The sequence below is a fragment of the Candidatus Zixiibacteriota bacterium genome, from assembly GCA_018820315.1.
Taxonomy (GTDB): Bacteria; Zixibacteria; MSB-5A5; order JAABVY01; family JAHJOQ01; genus JAHJOQ01.
This window is the reverse complement of record JAHJOQ010000134.1, coordinates 18,157-33,502: the sequence shown is the minus strand read 5'-3', so window position 1 is coordinate 33,502 and position 15,346 is coordinate 18,157. Positions and strand designations below refer to the sequence as shown.

The 15,346-nt window shown below is 49.9% G+C and carries 16 protein-coding genes; all 16 read left to right on the top strand.

The window, feature by feature from the left end:
• Nucleotides 1–66: 66 nt before the first annotated feature.
• The 16 genes from KKH67_13025 (at nucleotide 67) to KKH67_12950 (ending at nucleotide 15,335) form a co-directional block, all read left to right on the top strand.
• Nucleotides 67–600, top strand: a complete 534-nt coding sequence (locus KKH67_13025) for a dockerin type I repeat-containing protein (protein ID MBU1320103.1) — start codon at nucleotides 67–69, stop codon at nucleotides 598–600.
• A gap of 154 nt (nucleotides 601–754) precedes the next feature.
• The gene (locus KKH67_13020; protein MBU1320102.1) at nucleotides 755–2,179 is read left to right on the top strand and encodes a hypothetical protein; all 1,425 of its coding nucleotides are present in this window, start codon (nucleotides 755–757) and stop codon (nucleotides 2,177–2,179) included.
• A gap of 167 nt (nucleotides 2,180–2,346) precedes the next feature.
• Nucleotides 2,347–2,706: an NADH-quinone oxidoreductase subunit A gene (locus KKH67_13015; protein MBU1320101.1), complete on the top strand. Its 360-nt coding sequence runs from the start codon at nucleotides 2,347–2,349 to the stop codon at nucleotides 2,704–2,706.
• On the top strand, nucleotides 2,697–3,176 hold the full coding sequence (locus tag KKH67_13010; protein MBU1320100.1) for an NADH-quinone oxidoreductase subunit B: 480 nt from the start codon (nucleotides 2,697–2,699) through the stop codon (nucleotides 3,174–3,176). Before KKH67_13015 ends, KKH67_13010 begins: the two co-directional genes overlap by 10 nt.
• 67 nt (nucleotides 3,177–3,243) lie before the next feature.
• Complete coding sequence (locus tag KKH67_13005) at nucleotides 3,244–3,753, top strand: NADH-quinone oxidoreductase subunit C (GenBank protein MBU1320099.1); 510 nt, start codon at nucleotides 3,244–3,246, stop codon at nucleotides 3,751–3,753.
• Nucleotides 3,753–4,922, top strand: a complete 1,170-nt coding sequence (gene nuoD, locus KKH67_13000) for an NADH dehydrogenase (quinone) subunit D (GenBank protein ID MBU1320098.1) — start codon at nucleotides 3,753–3,755, stop codon at nucleotides 4,920–4,922. Before KKH67_13005 ends, nuoD begins: the two co-directional genes overlap by 1 nt.
• Nucleotides 4,919–5,395 carry an NADH-quinone oxidoreductase subunit NuoE gene (gene nuoE, locus KKH67_12995; protein ID MBU1320097.1) on the top strand — a complete coding sequence of 159 codons (477 nt, stop codon included), beginning with the start codon at nucleotides 4,919–4,921 and terminating at the stop codon, nucleotides 5,393–5,395. The genes nuoD and nuoE overlap by 4 nt, the downstream gene beginning before the upstream one ends.
• Nucleotides 5,396–5,400: 5 nt before the next feature.
• Complete coding sequence (gene nuoF, locus KKH67_12990) at nucleotides 5,401–6,687, top strand: NADH-quinone oxidoreductase subunit NuoF (protein MBU1320096.1); 1,287 nt, start codon at nucleotides 5,401–5,403, stop codon at nucleotides 6,685–6,687.
• A complete protein-coding gene (gene nuoG, locus KKH67_12985; GenBank protein MBU1320095.1) occupies nucleotides 6,688–9,303 on the top strand; it encodes an NADH-quinone oxidoreductase subunit NuoG in 2,616 nt (871 codons plus the stop codon).
• 1 nt (nucleotide 9,304) lies between these two features.
• Complete coding sequence (nuoH, locus tag KKH67_12980) at nucleotides 9,305–10,288, top strand: NADH-quinone oxidoreductase subunit NuoH (GenBank protein ID MBU1320094.1); 984 nt, start codon at nucleotides 9,305–9,307, stop codon at nucleotides 10,286–10,288.
• A gap of 11 nt (nucleotides 10,289–10,299) precedes the next feature.
• Complete coding sequence (gene nuoI / locus KKH67_12975) at nucleotides 10,300–10,782, top strand: NADH-quinone oxidoreductase subunit NuoI (GenBank protein MBU1320093.1); 483 nt, start codon at nucleotides 10,300–10,302, stop codon at nucleotides 10,780–10,782.
• Nucleotides 10,783–10,803: 21 nt separating this feature from the next.
• Nucleotides 10,804–11,310 carry an NADH-quinone oxidoreductase subunit J gene (locus KKH67_12970; GenBank protein MBU1320092.1) on the top strand — a complete coding sequence of 169 codons (507 nt, stop codon included), beginning with the start codon at nucleotides 10,804–10,806 and terminating at the stop codon, nucleotides 11,308–11,310.
• A gap of 1 nt (nucleotide 11,311) precedes the next feature.
• Nucleotides 11,312–11,614: an NADH-quinone oxidoreductase subunit NuoK gene (gene nuoK / locus KKH67_12965; GenBank protein MBU1320091.1), complete on the top strand. Its 303-nt coding sequence runs from the start codon at nucleotides 11,312–11,314 to the stop codon at nucleotides 11,612–11,614.
• Nucleotides 11,615–11,626: 12 nt separating this feature from the next.
• A complete protein-coding gene (gene nuoL, locus KKH67_12960) occupies nucleotides 11,627–13,555 on the top strand; it encodes an NADH-quinone oxidoreductase subunit L (protein ID MBU1320090.1) in 1,929 nt (642 codons plus the stop codon).
• Nucleotide 13,556: 1 nt separating this feature from the next.
• The gene (locus KKH67_12955; GenBank protein ID MBU1320089.1) at nucleotides 13,557–15,122 is read left to right on the top strand and encodes an NADH-quinone oxidoreductase subunit M; all 1,566 of its coding nucleotides are present in this window, start codon (nucleotides 13,557–13,559) and stop codon (nucleotides 15,120–15,122) included.
• Nucleotides 15,123–15,335 carry a glutaredoxin family protein gene (locus KKH67_12950; protein MBU1320088.1) on the top strand — a complete coding sequence of 71 codons (213 nt, stop codon included), beginning with the start codon at nucleotides 15,123–15,125 and terminating at the stop codon, nucleotides 15,333–15,335. It begins immediately after the preceding gene.
• Nucleotides 15,336–15,346: the final 11 nt, after the last annotated feature.

The window sequence follows — 15,346 nt, the reverse complement described above, 5'->3', positions numbered from 1 at the left end:
GTGGGCACTCCCACTACTGACTTCTACATCCCGGTCTATTTCTCTAACAGTCTCCCAGCGGGCGGGATGTCATTTAAGATAAACTACCATGCCTCCGAGATCAGCTTGGTGTCATATTCGCTTCTTGGCAGCCGCATCCCTCCCGAGTGGGACAGAGTCTCAGCTGTTGAGCGCAGCTCCGGAACTATGTTCTATGCGATGCCGGACACGTCTGGCACGGCGCAAGACCATACGTTGGCACCCGGTAGCGGGCTAGCTGTGACACTCAGATTCCAGGTCCTAAATCCGCCAGAGAATAGGATCAGGTTCCATTTTGAAAGAATGCAGTTATTGGGCCAAGCTAATGGCTATGCGACTTTCGAATATCCCTGGTGGAATTTCGCGTCATTTCAGCAAATCGATACTGACATATTCCTGACGTTCGTGCAAGGCGATGCTGACGGTTCCGGAGCCATTGACATAGATGACGTCGTCTTCCTGATTGCCTACATGTTTCAAGGTGGTCCAGCCCCTGAGGTATTCGAGATAGGTGACTTCAACGGAGACTTCGCGATTGATATCGATGACGCAGTTGCTTTGCTGGAATACATATTTGGGTAGTGTCTGTCTTTCGCCCCAGTGCGTAGCTACGCCACGAGATTCCGGCTTGACAGAATTACCGGATCGATCATAGTTCATTTGGTACTGACCGAAACGCTCCCGCTTCGCCTATTTGGCGCACTTTGGGCCGAGAACCTTTGACAGAAGGAGCATTATGTTCAGGGCAAAGCACCCACCGATTCCCGCAATGATCATTATCACAGTGGCGTTGATTGTCTTCTGCACCGTCGGAGTTGCATCGGCGGATCCGGCAGACTCCACGATTTTCATATTGCCGCACATCTCCGCCGAGCCGGGCCAGTTGGTATCACTTCCGCTCTCGATCAGCACAGTGCATAAGATCGGAGCATTCGAATTCCTCTTCGAGTTTGAACAAGGGTCGCTCGACGCGGAATATTTGTCTCTGGATAACACCCGAAGCGAGGGAATTGAACTCCACCTAACCTGGTTCACAAACCTCGGTCTCGATGCGATTCGGGGATTCGTTATCTTCGTTCCGCCAGACGCGTATATTCCTGCCGGTGATGGACCTGTGGCCAATCTCATGTTGACTTCAGATGCTTCCATTCCGAAGGGGTCGCTGCTTCCGCTGAGCTTCTGTTGTGACAACGAATTTCCGGCGGAGAATGGAATCTCCGATCCGCTCGGTATCTACTATGTGCCTGATTTCAACCACGGTTCAATTCTGTTCAAAGTCGACCCGGCTGGCGCTCTTGAACGTGGCGACGTGGACCTCAACGGGAAAAGCTACGAGATTGCGGATTTGAACCTGATGTTCGAGCAGCTTGAAACGGGGATAGCTTCCTACGTGGATGCAGAAGCACAGACCGAGAATGCTGACATCAATGCCGACGGATTTCCCTGGACAATATCTGATGTCGTTCTGATGCGTGCCATAGTCTTTGAGCATACAAAGCCTTTGCTTAGTAGCCGGGAGGTGCTGCATATGTCTGGTGATTCAATATGGTTCGATGGTTACACCGGCGCTCCGACATCCGAGTTCGATATTCCAGTTTACTTCTCCAATAGCCTTACGGCAAATGGAATATCATTCAAGATCAACTACGATGCTGATGAACTGGGGCTCGTTTCATACTCGCTGTCAGGCAGTCGCCTGCCTTCCGAATGGGACAGAGTTTCGGCGATTGAGCGCAGTTCCGGCACCATGTTCTATGGCATGCCGGACAACCCCGACTCAACACAGGGCAATTCGCTACCACCCGGCAGTGGTCTGGCAGTCACGCTCACATTCGAGGTAAGAAATCCTCCTGAAGACAGAATCAGATTCCATTTCGAGAGACTACAGGATCTGGGTCAGGCGAACGGGTACTCTACACCGTACGACTTTTCGTGGAGCTTCGCATCATTTCAGCAGATAGATACTGACATATTCCTGACGTTTGTGCAGGGCGATGCTGACGGTTCAGGAGCCATTGACATCGATGATGTTGTCTACCTCATTGATTACATATATCAGGGTGGCCCAGCCCCTCAGGTCTTTGAGACGGGCGACTTCAACGGGGATTCAGTGATTGATATTGATGATGCCATCGCTTTGCTGGAGTACATATTCGGATAAAACGAAGTACGCCTCTCATCCGCTAATCTAAAGAGGCTCGCGCAGCATGGCACCGCAAGACCTTGAAGTCATTGAGCCTCACAGCGTTCACCAAATAACTGTTGACATGCCAGCATATATTATTTAGATTTGCCGCTAATCATTCGCGGCGTATACAGGAGCGACTTGTGTTTGAGACATTTTTTCCGATTGCACTGCTACTTTTCGTTTCGATAGCCGCAGGTGGGGGGCTCTATCTCGCTTCAAAGTTTCTCGGCAGGAAAACTCCCGATTCCGTTTTCATGGATACGCCTTACGAGTGCGGAGTGGAACCAGTCGGCTCGACAAAGGAACGATTCCCGGTGAAGTTTTACCTCATAGCGATTCTGTTCATAGTCTTTGATATAGAAGTGGTTTTCATGTATCCGTGGGCAGTTGTCTACAAAAGACTCGCGTTATTCGGATTCATTGAAATGCTCGTTTTCATTGGAATTCTCTTGATTGGATACGTATACATTCTCCGCAGAGGTGCCCTGAAATGGGATTAGAGGAAAAGATTCCGGATGGGATACTCCTGACAAGCGTTGACAAAATGGTTAACTGGGCCAGGAAATCGTCCCTGTGGCCGCTTGGATTTGGACTCGCCTGCTGCGCAATTGAGATGATGTCAACGTTTGGGCCGAGATTCGATCTGGCACGCTTCGGAATGGAAGTAATGCGTGCATCCCCCCGGCAAGCCGACCTGATGATTGTCTCGGGCAGGGTCTCGAACAAGATGGCGCCGGTACTCAAGCGCCTCTACGATCAGATGCCATCACCAAAATGGGTTATCGCTATGGGAGCTTGTGCGTCGAGCGGAGGCGTCTTCAACAACTATGCAATTCTGCAAGGCGTTGACAAAATCTTGCCGGTGGATGTCTATGTTCCCGGTTGCCCTCCCAGGCCTGAACAGTTGATAGATGGAATAGTGAAGCTCCAGGAGAAAATTAAGACAGAATCGGTGAAGAAGCCTGCGTGAATTCGGCTTCGATTAGAGCGGTAGATGAGCAAAGCAGATCAACGATTGTGAAAAGAATAGCTAGCTTGTGACAGTGACGCACGACAATATAGAGACAAAGCTGAGGGAAGCCTTCGGAGATTCTATCCTTGAAGTGCTCCATTTCAGGGATGAGTTGACGTTCATAATTTCGAAAGAGTTCCTCATTGGCATAGTGGAATTCCTCAGAGATGAACCGGAATTCGCATATACTTTCCTCACCGACCTGACCGCCACCGACTGGCCTGATCGTGAGCAGCGACATGAGGTCGTCTACCTTCTCTATTCCTTTGATTCGCACACTTATGTAAGACTTAAGGTACGATTGAAGGAAGGGGAGAAGATATCGAGCCTTTGTGGAATCTGGGATATCGCAAACTGGTTCGAGCGAGAGGTGTACGATCTCTTCGGTGTCGAATTCGAAGGGCATCCTGACCTGACCAGGATTCTGACGCCTGATGGCTTTGAAGGTCATCCGCTGAGGAAAGATTTCCCATTGACATACGAAGTCCCTCAATTCACATACAATATTGACGACCCACCGGAGGTCATCGACTGATGGAAACCAGAACGATGACCATCAACATGGGGCCGCAGCATCCGGCGACACACGGCGTTCTGCGGATTCAACTCGAACTCGACGGCGAGACTGTCGTCAAGGCTGATCCCATCATCGGCTATTTGCATACCGGGATTGAGAAGACCGCCGAATCGAAGCACTACTACAAAGCAATCCCCCTCACTGATCGGATGGATTATCTCGCTCCGATGTCGAACAATCTCGGTTTCTGCCTGGCAGTCGAGAAGTTGCTGGGTATAGAGATCCCCGCTAAGGCGCAGTGGGCGAGAGTATGCCTCACTGAACTAACACGACTCAATTCGCATCTAGTCTGGATCGGAACACACGCCCTTGATATCGGTGCCATGAGCATGTTGCTGTATGCTTTCCGCGAGCGAGAGAAGATCCTGGGAATATATGAGCTTGTCTCTGGTCAGCGCATGATGTCGACTTATTTCCGTCTCGGTGGACTTGCTGAGGATCTCCCGGTCGATTTTGAGGAGAAGATGCGAGATATACTCGAGGACTTCCCGTCGAAATTTAACGAGTATGAAGACTTGCTGACAAACAATCCCATCTGGCGTAATCGCACAATCGGCGTTGCTAAGATTTCACCGGAGGATGCTATCAGTTGCGGGTTTACCGGACCTCTTCTGAGAGCTTGCGGTATGAAGCATGATCTAAGGAAGGCAAATCCGTACTCATCATACGAAAAATTCGATTTCGATATTCCGACTAATGACGGCTGCGATGTCTACGCACGGTATCTCGTGAGACTCGAAGAGATGCGTCAGAGCCTTAGGATCATCCGACAGACTCTCGATGGAATGCCGGAAGGGCTGTACCGCGCTCATGCCCCCGGAATAGTGCTTCCCCCGAAGGAGAAAGTACTAACCGAAATGGAATCGCTCATATTCCATTTCAAGATTATCACGGAAGGAATCCATCCTCCCGTCGGAGAAGTGTATCAAGGCATCGAAGGTCCTAAGGGGGAGCTTGGCTTCTATATAGTGTCGGATGGCGGACCGTATCCATATCGCATGCGGGTCAGGCCACCATGTTTTGTGCATACCGCGGCACTCAAGAAGCTGTGTCAGGGCGGTCTTGTCGCGGATGTAATTGCGGCTATTGGATCGATTGATATTGTACTGGGCGAGGTTGACCGATGATTTTGACCGACGAGAGCGTGAAGCAGATTAGGTTGACGATACCGCACTATCCTCAGCGCCGCTCGTGCATTTTGCCCGCGCTAACGATTGCATATTGGCAGGTTGGCCATCTTAATGATGATCTGTATCGCGAAATCTCGGATATTCTCGAACTGCAATTGGTAGATGTCGCCGAGGCCGCATCATTCTATACGATGTTTCCGAAGAGGCCGGTCGGCAGGTATTTCATTCAGGTCTGCCAGAACATATCGTGCTCATTGCTCGGTGCAGATTCACTTATCGAGTATCTGTTGGAGAAACTGAACGTCAAACTGGGCGATATCACAAAGGACGGATTGTTCACGGTTGTGACGGTAGAGTGTCTCGGATCATGCACTACCGCACCAATGATGCAAGTTAACGACAAATATTACGAGAAGCTGACTCGCATCAAGGTTGATTCTATCATCGAAGAGTTGAGAAGTAAGGGATAGACTGAATGGAACTGAAAGTTCTATTGAAGAATGTTGATAATCTCGATCAGCACAGAATAGAAACATATATTTCTGGCGGCGGGTACACGGCGTGGGATAAGGTCTTGAAGGGGATGAAGCCGGAAGAGGTCGCAGATGTTGTTAAGCGCTCCGGTCTCCGTGGACGTGGCGGGGCAGGATTTCCTGCCGGCGTGAAGTGGGGATTTGTCCCGAAAGACTCTCCCAAGCCGAAGTATCTCGTATGCAATGGTGATGAATCTGAACCGGGCACATGTAAAGACCGCGTTCTGCTGGAAAACGATCCACACGCAGTCGTCGAAGGTATGGCCATAGCGTCATATGCGATAGGCGCGCACCATGCATTCATCTACATTCGCGGCGAATTTGTTTTCCCGGCATCGAGGATGCGCAAAGCTGTCGAGGAAGCATACGGCAAGGGCATGCTTGGCAAGAACATTCTTGGTAGCGGCTATGATTTGGAGATTACCGTACACACTGGTGGTGGAGCCTATATATGCGGTGAAGAGACGGCGTTGCTTGAATCTCTCGAAGGCAAACGCGGATTGTCGCGCATCAGACCGCCGTTCCCGGCCCTTGAGGGTCTCTATGCATGCCCGACAGTCGTCAACAATGTAGAGACGCTTGCTAACGTTCCGCTGGTAATCAACAACGGCGCCGAATGGTACTCCGCGATGGGTACCGAAAAATCAAAAGGCACGAGGATATTCTGCCTGTCGGGTCATGTCAAGAATCCCGGCAATTACGAGCTCGAACTCGGCATGCCTCTCAAGCACTTGATATATGATATCGGGGGCGGCATTCTGGATGACAAGAAGCTGAAGGCAGTGATACCGGGTGGATCGTCCACGCCGGTTTTGAAACCTGACCAGATAGATGTTCTGCTCGACTTTGAATCTCTTGCTCAAGCAGGGTCCATGCTTGGCTCTGGTGGTGTGATTGTGATGCATGAAGACACGTGTATGGTATATGCCGCGAGGAAGCTGGCATATTTCTATATGCATGAGTCCTGCGGAAAGTGCACTCCCTGTCGTACGGGCACTCAGTGGATGTACCAGATGCTCGACAGAATCGAGAAGGGGGAAGGCACGGAAACGGACATTGATCTGCTGCTCGACGTGTGCGACAATATCGAAGGACAGACAATTTGCCCGCTCGGTGACGCTGCTGCTATGCCCGTGCGAGCGTTTGCGAAGACATTCAGAGATGAGTTTGAGTATCACATCAAGCACAAGAAGTGTATGGTCGAGAACAAATTCCCGAGTTTCATTTAAATGAGTGAGATAAGACTTACTATAGACGGCAAAGAGATTACCACAACGGCTGGTAAGACCATACTCGAAGCTGCGCTCGAAAACGGGATAGACATTCCTGTCTTCTGTTGGCATCCTAAGTTGAAATCGATTGGTGCCTGCAGGGTTTGTCTGGTCGAGGTCGAGAAGTGGCCCAAGCTGCAAATATCCTGTTCTACGCCGGCTGCGGATGGAATGGTTGTCTTTACGAACAACGAAAGAGTTGTTAAAGCCAGACGTGGTGTCATCGAATTCATATTGCTGAATCATCCGCTTGACTGTCCGACCTGCGACAAAGGCGGAGAGTGCCCGCTGCAAAATATCACTTATCAGTATGGCGTCGACAGCGCTCGCACTATTGAGGAGCGGCAGAGGTTCATTACAGATTCTAATTCGACCTTCGATGATCTTCAGATCGGTCCGGAAATAATCCGAAACCAGAATCGCTGCATACACTGCTATCGATGCACGCGAATCGTCGATGAAATATGTGAAGAGGATGACCTCGGTGCATTCAATCGAGGCCACGGAACCGAGATACTTCCTCCTCCCGGCAGAGAGGTCCGAAATCTCTATTCCGGCAATATTGTGGAGTACTGCCCGGTTGGTGCACTGACCAATCTCGATTGGCGATACAGAGTCAGAGTGTGGCTGACAAAGCAGAAGAAAACGATCTGCAATTTGTGCCCTGACAATTGTAACCTCACGATGTGGACTTTCCGTGATAAGATATACCGAGCGACGGTCAGACGGAATGATCGTGTTGACGACGCATTCCTATGCGATGTCGGCAGATATGGCTATCAGTTCGTACAGCACCCGGATCGGCTTAAATCGCCCATGATTAAGCGTGGAGGAGCGCTGGTTGAGTGCTCGTGGGATGAGGCTTACAACGCTATCGTAACAAAGATCAAGTCTATCTCCGAGAAACTCGGCCCCCAGGGTATTGCAGCTCTCATAGGCTCCGAAGAGTCAAACGAAGATTATTATGTGATAAGCAAATTCATCAGATCGGTCATCGGCTCGAATTCGATCGATCATAGATTGCATCGAAAGAGAAAGCTCACGCATACACCAGAGCTACGAAAGCTCGGCATCATCGGCACCAATCTGTCTTTCGATGACCTCGAGAAGGTAGATCAATTCCTGATTGTCGGATCAGACCTGCACACGGAGAATCCGATTACAGCGCTGAGGCTCCTCAAGGCGAAACGATTGAATGGAGCTCGAATAGCAATGATCAATCCTGCTCCAAGCAGACTGTCGCGCTCCGGAGCTGAGTACCTCCACGCTGCTAATTCCGAAATAGAGGTTCTTACATGTCTCGCAAGGATCATTCTCCAGGAGAAGCTGGTCGATCCAAGTGAGACGGGCCTACAGGATAAACAGATAGAGGCTTTCTTAAACGAAACAGACTTTTGCTCCACCGATGAAGTCAGCGCCTCGTCAGGGATTTCTGCAAATGACCTTACTACATTTGCGCGACAGATCGCTATCGCGAAACGGGCGGTGTTCATTACTGGCTCGCATGTAGCCCTCCATTATCAACGTGATATGATACTCACTGCCCTGTTCAATCTGGCGCTTGTAAGCGGCAATGTAACCGGTGACCAAAACAGCATTCTGATACACCGCAATGGCTCCAACAGTAAGGGTTGCTACTTCTTTGGCATGCGACCCGACCGGCTGCCATTCCGCAAAGGGATTGACGAGAAGGAGATAGTATCTTCTGCAATGCCGACTGGGGTCCCAGACCGCCAGGGTGCGGATACAATCGACATTCTGAGGCAGATTGAGGAGAGCAAGGTCGAACTTACTTTTGTAGTCGGTGCCGACCCTATCACCAACTATCCGGATCACAAGCATATTTGCTCCACATTGTCTAAACTCGATTTTCTTGTTGTCACTGACCTGTATCTAACAGAGACAGCTAAATTGGCTGACGTAATTCTTCCTAAATCGAGCCACATGGAGTCATCCGGAAGCTTCTGCAATTGGGAGGGCCGCATTCAGACCTTTGAGCAGGTCATCAAACCGATTGCACCTTCAAAGCCTGCATGGCGAATATTCGCCGATCTTGCAGCCAAGATTGGTGTCGATTTTGAATACGAGAGTAGTCAGAAGATATTTGATGAATTCGCTCCCATGTTTACTGAAAACGGAGATATCTCTTTTGACAATTTCCCGGAAGAAGGGCTTCGACTGCCGTCGAGTCGATCACCGAGCAGGAATGCAAGGCTGCAGACTATAGAGAAGAAGAAGCCTGTTGAGAGTGACATACACAAGTTTGTGCTTCTTACCGGCAACGGAGATCATCATATCGGCCGCAACCGAACCACAAGGTCGGAGAGCCTTTGCCGATTTCTCGGTGGACCATTCATCGGACTTTCCGAGAAAACAGCAAATGATTTGATATTGTCTGAGGGGGATCTGGTCAAAGTCGAGAATGAGTCTGGCAAGGTGATAGGACCGGTGAAGTACATTGAGAATCTCAGGGATGATTGCGTTTGGATACCGGACAATTTCCCCGAGATGGTCGCTAACACGCTCATGAACCGTGAGCTTGACATAGACAAAGTCAGTTTGGTCAAGGTGTAGAATGGATTTGACGCCCGTCCTCATAATGTTCGTGAAAGTGGTCGTGGTCTTTGCGGTCCTTCTGACGGGATGCGCATATATGACCTGGCTTGAACGCAAGGTCGTGGCGCGCATTCAGTCGAGACTTGGTCCCATGAATGCCGGGTATCATGGGTTGTTGCAGCCTGTTGCCGATTTGATCAAGCTGCTGTTCAAGGACGACATTTCTCCGAAACATGTAGACAAGTTCATCTATGCCATTGCACCATTGGCGGCATTTATTCCGGCGACGCTGAGCATCGCGGTCGTACCCTTCGGCGACTCGATCACGCTTTTCGGCAGACAGATCGATCTCGTGATCTCCAATCTTAACATCGGCATTCTATATGTACTTGGAGTGACTTCTCTCGGAGTGTACGCGGTTGTTCTTGCAGGCTGGTCCTCGAACTCGAAGTACTCACTTCTGGGTGGACTGAGATCGACTGCACAGATGATCTCCTACGAGATTGGAATGGGACTCGCCATAGTTGTCGTGGTGCTTTTGTCAGGATCGCTGAATCTCGTTGATATCGTCAACAGCCAGAGTTCAGTGCTTGATTGGTACGTATTCAAGAATCCCGCGGCATTCCTGATCTATTTTGTCTGTGCGGTCGCCGAAACCAACCGGTCACCGTTTGATCTGCCGGAGGCTGAGAGTGAACTGGTAGCCGGATACCACACTGAATACTCGTCTATGAAATTTGGGATGTACTTTGTCGGGGAATATGCCAACATGATTACAGTTGGCGCTATCGCGGCTACACTGTTCTTTGGAGGATGGCAGGGACCGTTACTACCGCCGATTGTCTGGTTTATGCTCAAAGTCGCGGCGTTTATGATATTCTACATCTGGACAAGAGGAACACTTCCCAGGTTCAGATATGATCAACTCATGAATTTCGGATGGAAGTATCTGTTACCGATTGCAGTTATCAATGTGTTAGTGACGGCGTTTTTCAAACTTTAGGTCTATAGAATATGTTTGCAGCGCTCAAAAGAGTTTTCGTTTCGATTCCGATAGGCTTCTTCACAACACTGAAGAACGCAATTAGGAAGCCGGTCAGTTTCCAGTATCCAAAACAGAAAGTGCCGATGTATCCGCGATATCGCGGCCTGCACTTCCTTGAGCGGTACGAGGACGGCACTGAACGATGTGTTTGTTGTGGCCTCTGTGCTGCGGCATGTCCGGCGGATGCAATTTACATGGAGCCTGAGGAATCAGACAAAGGCGAACGCAGAGCGAAGATCTACGAGATAAACCTGCTGCGCTGCATTTTCTGCGGATTCTGCGAGGAAGCTTGTCCGGAAGAAGCCATATTCCTTGGCAAGGAGTATGAGATATCGGATGACGACAGAGACAAGTTTGTTTATACTAAAGACTATTTGCTTGTAAAATGGCCGCGTGAGAAACCATCGCCGGTCAAGTTCATTCGCAGGAATCGCAGACAGTACATGAAGTAAGGATAATAGAGGACCGCTCGAGTGGAACTGTTGATATTTGTCATCGCCGGTGTAACATCCGTGGGCTGCTGTCTCGCTGTGATCACACAGAAGAGCCCGGTCAGGGCGGTTATATTCCTGATGATGGCCTTTGTCGCACAGGCGATATTGTTTGTGCAATTGGGGGGGCTGTTCGTGGCGGCTCTGCAGATAATCGTCTATGCCGGCGCCATTCTGGTTCTCTTCCTCTTCATCATTATGCTTTTGAATTTGCGCAAGGATGAGTTCGGACCGGATGAGCATTCGTCCCAGCGCTGGGTCGCATTTACGTTTGCCGGGTTGTTGGGCGTAGAGATAATACTGACCGCTGCAAAGGGCGCGGGGTTGGGTGATAAGGCCGCAACGGTCCCCGCAGACTTTGGATCGGTAGAATCCATCGGCGAACTGCTCTTCACCAAGTATTTGCTTCCATTTGAAGCGACATCGATACTATTGATGGCTGCTATTATCGGTGCCGTCGTGCTGGCAAAAAGAAAACTGGATGACTGATATGGTACCTTTGGAATATTATCTTTTGTTGTCGGCTGTGATCTTCATAATCGGAATTGCCGGCGTGCTGACTTCCAGGAATTTGATAGTCATCTTCATGTCGGTCGAGATTATGCTCAATGCCGGGAATCTGGCATTGATCGCCTTCTCGAGATCGCTTGCGGATGTATCGGGCCATGTCTTTGTGTTTATCGTGTTCGCTGTCGCAGCAGCAGAAGCGGCGGTGGGCCTTGCCGTCATTTTAGCAGTATATAGAAACAGAGAGAGTGTTAACATTGACGATTTCAATATTATGCGCTGGTAGGGGAGAGGCTTGATGCTGAACTACATCTGGCTAATACCACTGGCGCCGCTGATCGGGTTCATCATCAACGGCCTTATTGGCAAGAGACTTCCCCGGCAGATGGTAAGTCTGATTGCCTGTGGATCGGTATTCATATCTCTTCTCGTGTCGGTAATTGCGTTTACCAAGTTGCTTGCACTCGATCCCGCAAACAGGGCATTCGAGCTATCGCTCTTCTCATGGATACCGTCGGGCTCGTTCAATGTCGATATGGCATTTCTCCTTGATCCGCTGTCTGCGGTGATGATACTCGTCGTTTCCGGCGTCGGGTTTCTTATTCACGTGTACTCAATAGGGTACATGTCTCACGATCCGGAATACTCGCGTTTCTTTACGTACATGAATCTGTTTACCGGATCGATGCTGATTCTGGTGTTGGCGAATAACTTCCTGCTGCTGTATGTTGGTTGGGAAGCGGTGGGACTCTGCTCGTACCTGCTGATAGGATTCTGGTACAAGAAAAAGTCGGCTGCGGATGCCGGCAAGAAGGCATTCATAGTCAATCGTATCGGTGATTTCGGCTTCGCTATTGGGATTATGCTGATATTCTGGACGTTTAGCTCACTGAATTTTACTGATGTTTTCCAGGGAGCTGCAGATTCATATCGGGTCGGCAGTTCCGTCATGACAACGATAACTCTTCTCCTTTTTGTAGGAGCAACCGGCAAATCAGCTCAGATACCACTTCATGTCTGGCTGCCGGACGCCATGGAAGGCCCCACGCCGGTTTCGGCACTTATTCACGCGGCGACGATGGTAACTGCAGGAGTCTATATGGTCGCAAGGTGCAATGTGCTGTTCGTGTTGGCGCCTACAACACTGATGGTAGTTGCAGTGGTCGGCGCTGTGACAGCGTTCTTCGCTGCGACGATGGGACTTGCACAGAATGACATCAAGAGAGTGCTGGCCTATTCGACAATCTCACAGCTTGGCTATATGTTTCTTGCCTGCGGCGTTGCCGCATTCACTGCCGGTATCTTCCATCTTATGACGCATGCGTTCTTCAAGGCGCTGCTCTTCCTCGGAGCCGGATCGGTGATACACGCTATGTCAGATGAGCAGGACATGAGAAAGATGGGTGGACTGAAGTCGAAGATCAAGGTTACTTACTGGACCATGTTGGTTGCCACCCTTGCGATATCGGGGATACCGGGGCTATCGGGATTCTTCTCGAAAGACGAGATACTCTGGAAGTCGTTCTCATCAGGGCATGGAAATGTTCTTTTCTGGGTACTGGGTGTGATCACGGCCGGACTGACTGCGTTCTACATGTTCAGGTTGATATTCCTGACTTTCTATGGCAAACCGAGGTATGACAAGCGCACCGCAGAACATCTTCATGAATCACCGAAGAATATGCTCTTCACACTGGTGTCTCTGGCTGTGCTCTCTGTGGCCGGTGGCTGGGTAGGTATTCCGGCGGCGCTGGGAGGCGGGAATCGTTTCGAACACTTCCTGCATCCTGTTTTTGCTCGCGGCGAACAGCTCATTCATGAGTCGGCCCATCATGCGCATTCGACGGAGTACTTATTGATGGCCATCTCCGTTGCGCTTGTGCTTGTCTCCATCTATTTCGCGTATCTGTTGTACTTGAAGAAACCGCAAATGGCAACGTCTCTGCAGAAGAAGTTCTCCGGATTGCACAAGCTGATATATAACAAGTATTATGTTGATGAGATATACAGCGCCATAGTAATCCGTCCCATTGTGAATCTCTCTCTGTTTCTCTGGAAGGTAGTCGACATCGTGCTCATCGACGGCTTCGTCAACGGACTTGCATCGATGGTGAAGTCATTCTCGAGCACTACCCGGACTATTCAAACCGGCTATCTGCGAAACTACGCACTGATATTCCTGGGTGGAGCGGTTATCGTGCTGGCGTTCTTTATATCGTTGAGGTAGGATGGATCAATATATTTTGACAATCGTTGCTGCGCTGCCACTTGTCGGCATATTTCTGCTCTTGCTGGTGAATCGCAAAGCCGAATCGACCCTTAAGGGAATCGCCTTTGCAGTCAGCCTGATCACGTTTATTGTTTCACTCTATATTTATTTCAGATTCGATTCATCGACAGATGCAATGCAATTCGTTGTCAATATCCCCTGGATCAGTTCTCTGGGCATAAGCTATCACGTCGGTATCGACGGCCTGAGCATCTGGCTGTTCATCCTGACTACATTTCTGTCGTGGCTCTCGATCTGGTCATCATGGAACGCAATCAAGGACAGGCTCAAAGGCTTCCTGATATCTATGCTGCTGCTTGAAGTCGGAATGGTCGGCGTATTCATGTCCCTTGATCTCTTTCTGTTCTACGTCTTCTGGGAGTTGATGCTGATTCCGATGTATTTCCTGATAGGGATCTGGGGTGGCGCAAATAAAGTATATGCGACAATTAAGTTTGTTCTCTTTACGCTGGTCGGCTCGTTACTCATGCTGGTTGCAATCGTGGCGCTGTTCGTGATGCACTATTATGCAAACGGATTCTATTCGTTCGATCTCACGCGGATGGGCGACCTTGTAATCGGGAGTTCAATACAAATGTGGCTCTTCGCCGCCTTCGCTCTGGCATTTGTGATCAAAGTACCGATGTTCCCGTTCCACACGTGGCTTCCGGATGCCCATGTGCAAGCGCCGACGGCGGGAAGTGTTATTCTTGCAGGCGTGCTGCTGAAGATGGGAACCTACGGTTTCCTGAGGTTCTGCATACCGCTTTTCCCGGCGGCGTTTGTTCAGTTCGTACCTCTGATATCAGTGCTTGCAATCATTGGCATCATTTACGGCGCTCTCGTTGCCATGGTACAGAAGGATGTGAAATCGCTTGTCGCATTTTCATCCGTGTCACATCTCGGATTCGTGATGCTCGGAATGGCTGCCCTGAATATGCAGGGCATGGAAGGTTCGATCATACAGATGATCAATCACGGCATCTCGACCGGTGCCCTCTTCCTGATAGTAGGCATGATCTATGAGCGGAGGCATACGAGACTCATTGCCGATCTTGGCGGTCTCTTCACCTCAATGCCGGTGTGGACTACGTTCTTCATCATCGTGACGCTGTCTTCGATCGGACTACCATTCACAAATGGATTCGTCGGCGAATTCCTGATTCTCCTCGGGACTTTCAAGGCAAATGTTGCTTACGCGGTTATCGCTGCAATCGGGATCGTTCTTGCCGCAGGATACATGCTCTGGATGCTCCAGCGGGTCGTTTTCGGTGAAATTACGAGAGAAGAGAACCGTAATCTGACAGACATAAATCTCAGGGAGAAGCTGATCCTTCTGCCGTTGACCGTGCTGATCTTCTGGATCGGCATTTATCCGAACACATTCTTCAAGCCGATGGAAAAGTCGATCGGGTCTTTGCTTCTGAAGGTCTCATACGTGCAAAACGAAGAGGTCCCGCAATTGTTGGATGGAGTCGAGTATTCGGATGGAAATGCGGCGGATAATGAGAAAGAGGTGGATTAGATGTCAGAAGTAACGATCTATACAAAACCGGGATGCCCTTACTGTGCGGCGGCGATGGAAGATTTGAAGAAGCGTGGTGTTTCTTACATCGAGTTCGATGTTACGGCCAGTAAGAAGTATGCTGACGATGCACTCAAGCATTCCAATGGTCAACGCACTGTTCCGATAATTGTAACCGCAGGCGAAGTTAAGGTCGGCTTTAATGGCGGCTGAGGATTCTAAAT

Bases quoted from the DNA above. Each gene is read 5' to 3' on its own strand.
- KKH67_13025 (MBU1320103.1), top strand. From the start codon at position 67: ATGTCATTTAAGATAAACTACCATGCCTCCGAGATCAGCTTGGTGTCA.
- KKH67_13020 (MBU1320102.1), top strand. From the start codon at position 755: ATGTTCAGGGCAAAGCACCCACCGATTCCCGCAATGATCATTATCACA.
- KKH67_13010 (MBU1320100.1), top strand. From the start codon at position 2,697: ATGGGATTAGAGGAAAAGATTCCGGATGGGATACTCCTGACAAGCGTT.
- nuoD (MBU1320098.1), top strand. From the start codon at position 3,753: ATGGAAACCAGAACGATGACCATCAACATGGGGCCGCAGCATCCGGCG.
- nuoE (MBU1320097.1), top strand. From the start codon at position 4,919: ATGATTTTGACCGACGAGAGCGTGAAGCAGATTAGGTTGACGATACCG.
- nuoF (MBU1320096.1), top strand. From the start codon at position 5,401: ATGGAACTGAAAGTTCTATTGAAGAATGTTGATAATCTCGATCAGCAC.
- nuoG (MBU1320095.1), top strand. From the start codon at position 6,688: ATGAGTGAGATAAGACTTACTATAGACGGCAAAGAGATTACCACAACG.
- nuoH (MBU1320094.1), top strand. From the start codon at position 9,305: ATGGATTTGACGCCCGTCCTCATAATGTTCGTGAAAGTGGTCGTGGTC.
- nuoI (MBU1320093.1), top strand. From the start codon at position 10,300: ATGTTTGCAGCGCTCAAAAGAGTTTTCGTTTCGATTCCGATAGGCTTC.
- nuoK (MBU1320091.1), top strand. From the start codon at position 11,312: ATGGTACCTTTGGAATATTATCTTTTGTTGTCGGCTGTGATCTTCATA.
- nuoL (MBU1320090.1), top strand. From the start codon at position 11,627: ATGCTGAACTACATCTGGCTAATACCACTGGCGCCGCTGATCGGGTTC.
- KKH67_12955 (MBU1320089.1), top strand. From the start codon at position 13,557: ATGGATCAATATATTTTGACAATCGTTGCTGCGCTGCCACTTGTCGGC.
- KKH67_12950 (MBU1320088.1), top strand. From the start codon at position 15,123: ATGTCAGAAGTAACGATCTATACAAAACCGGGATGCCCTTACTGTGCG.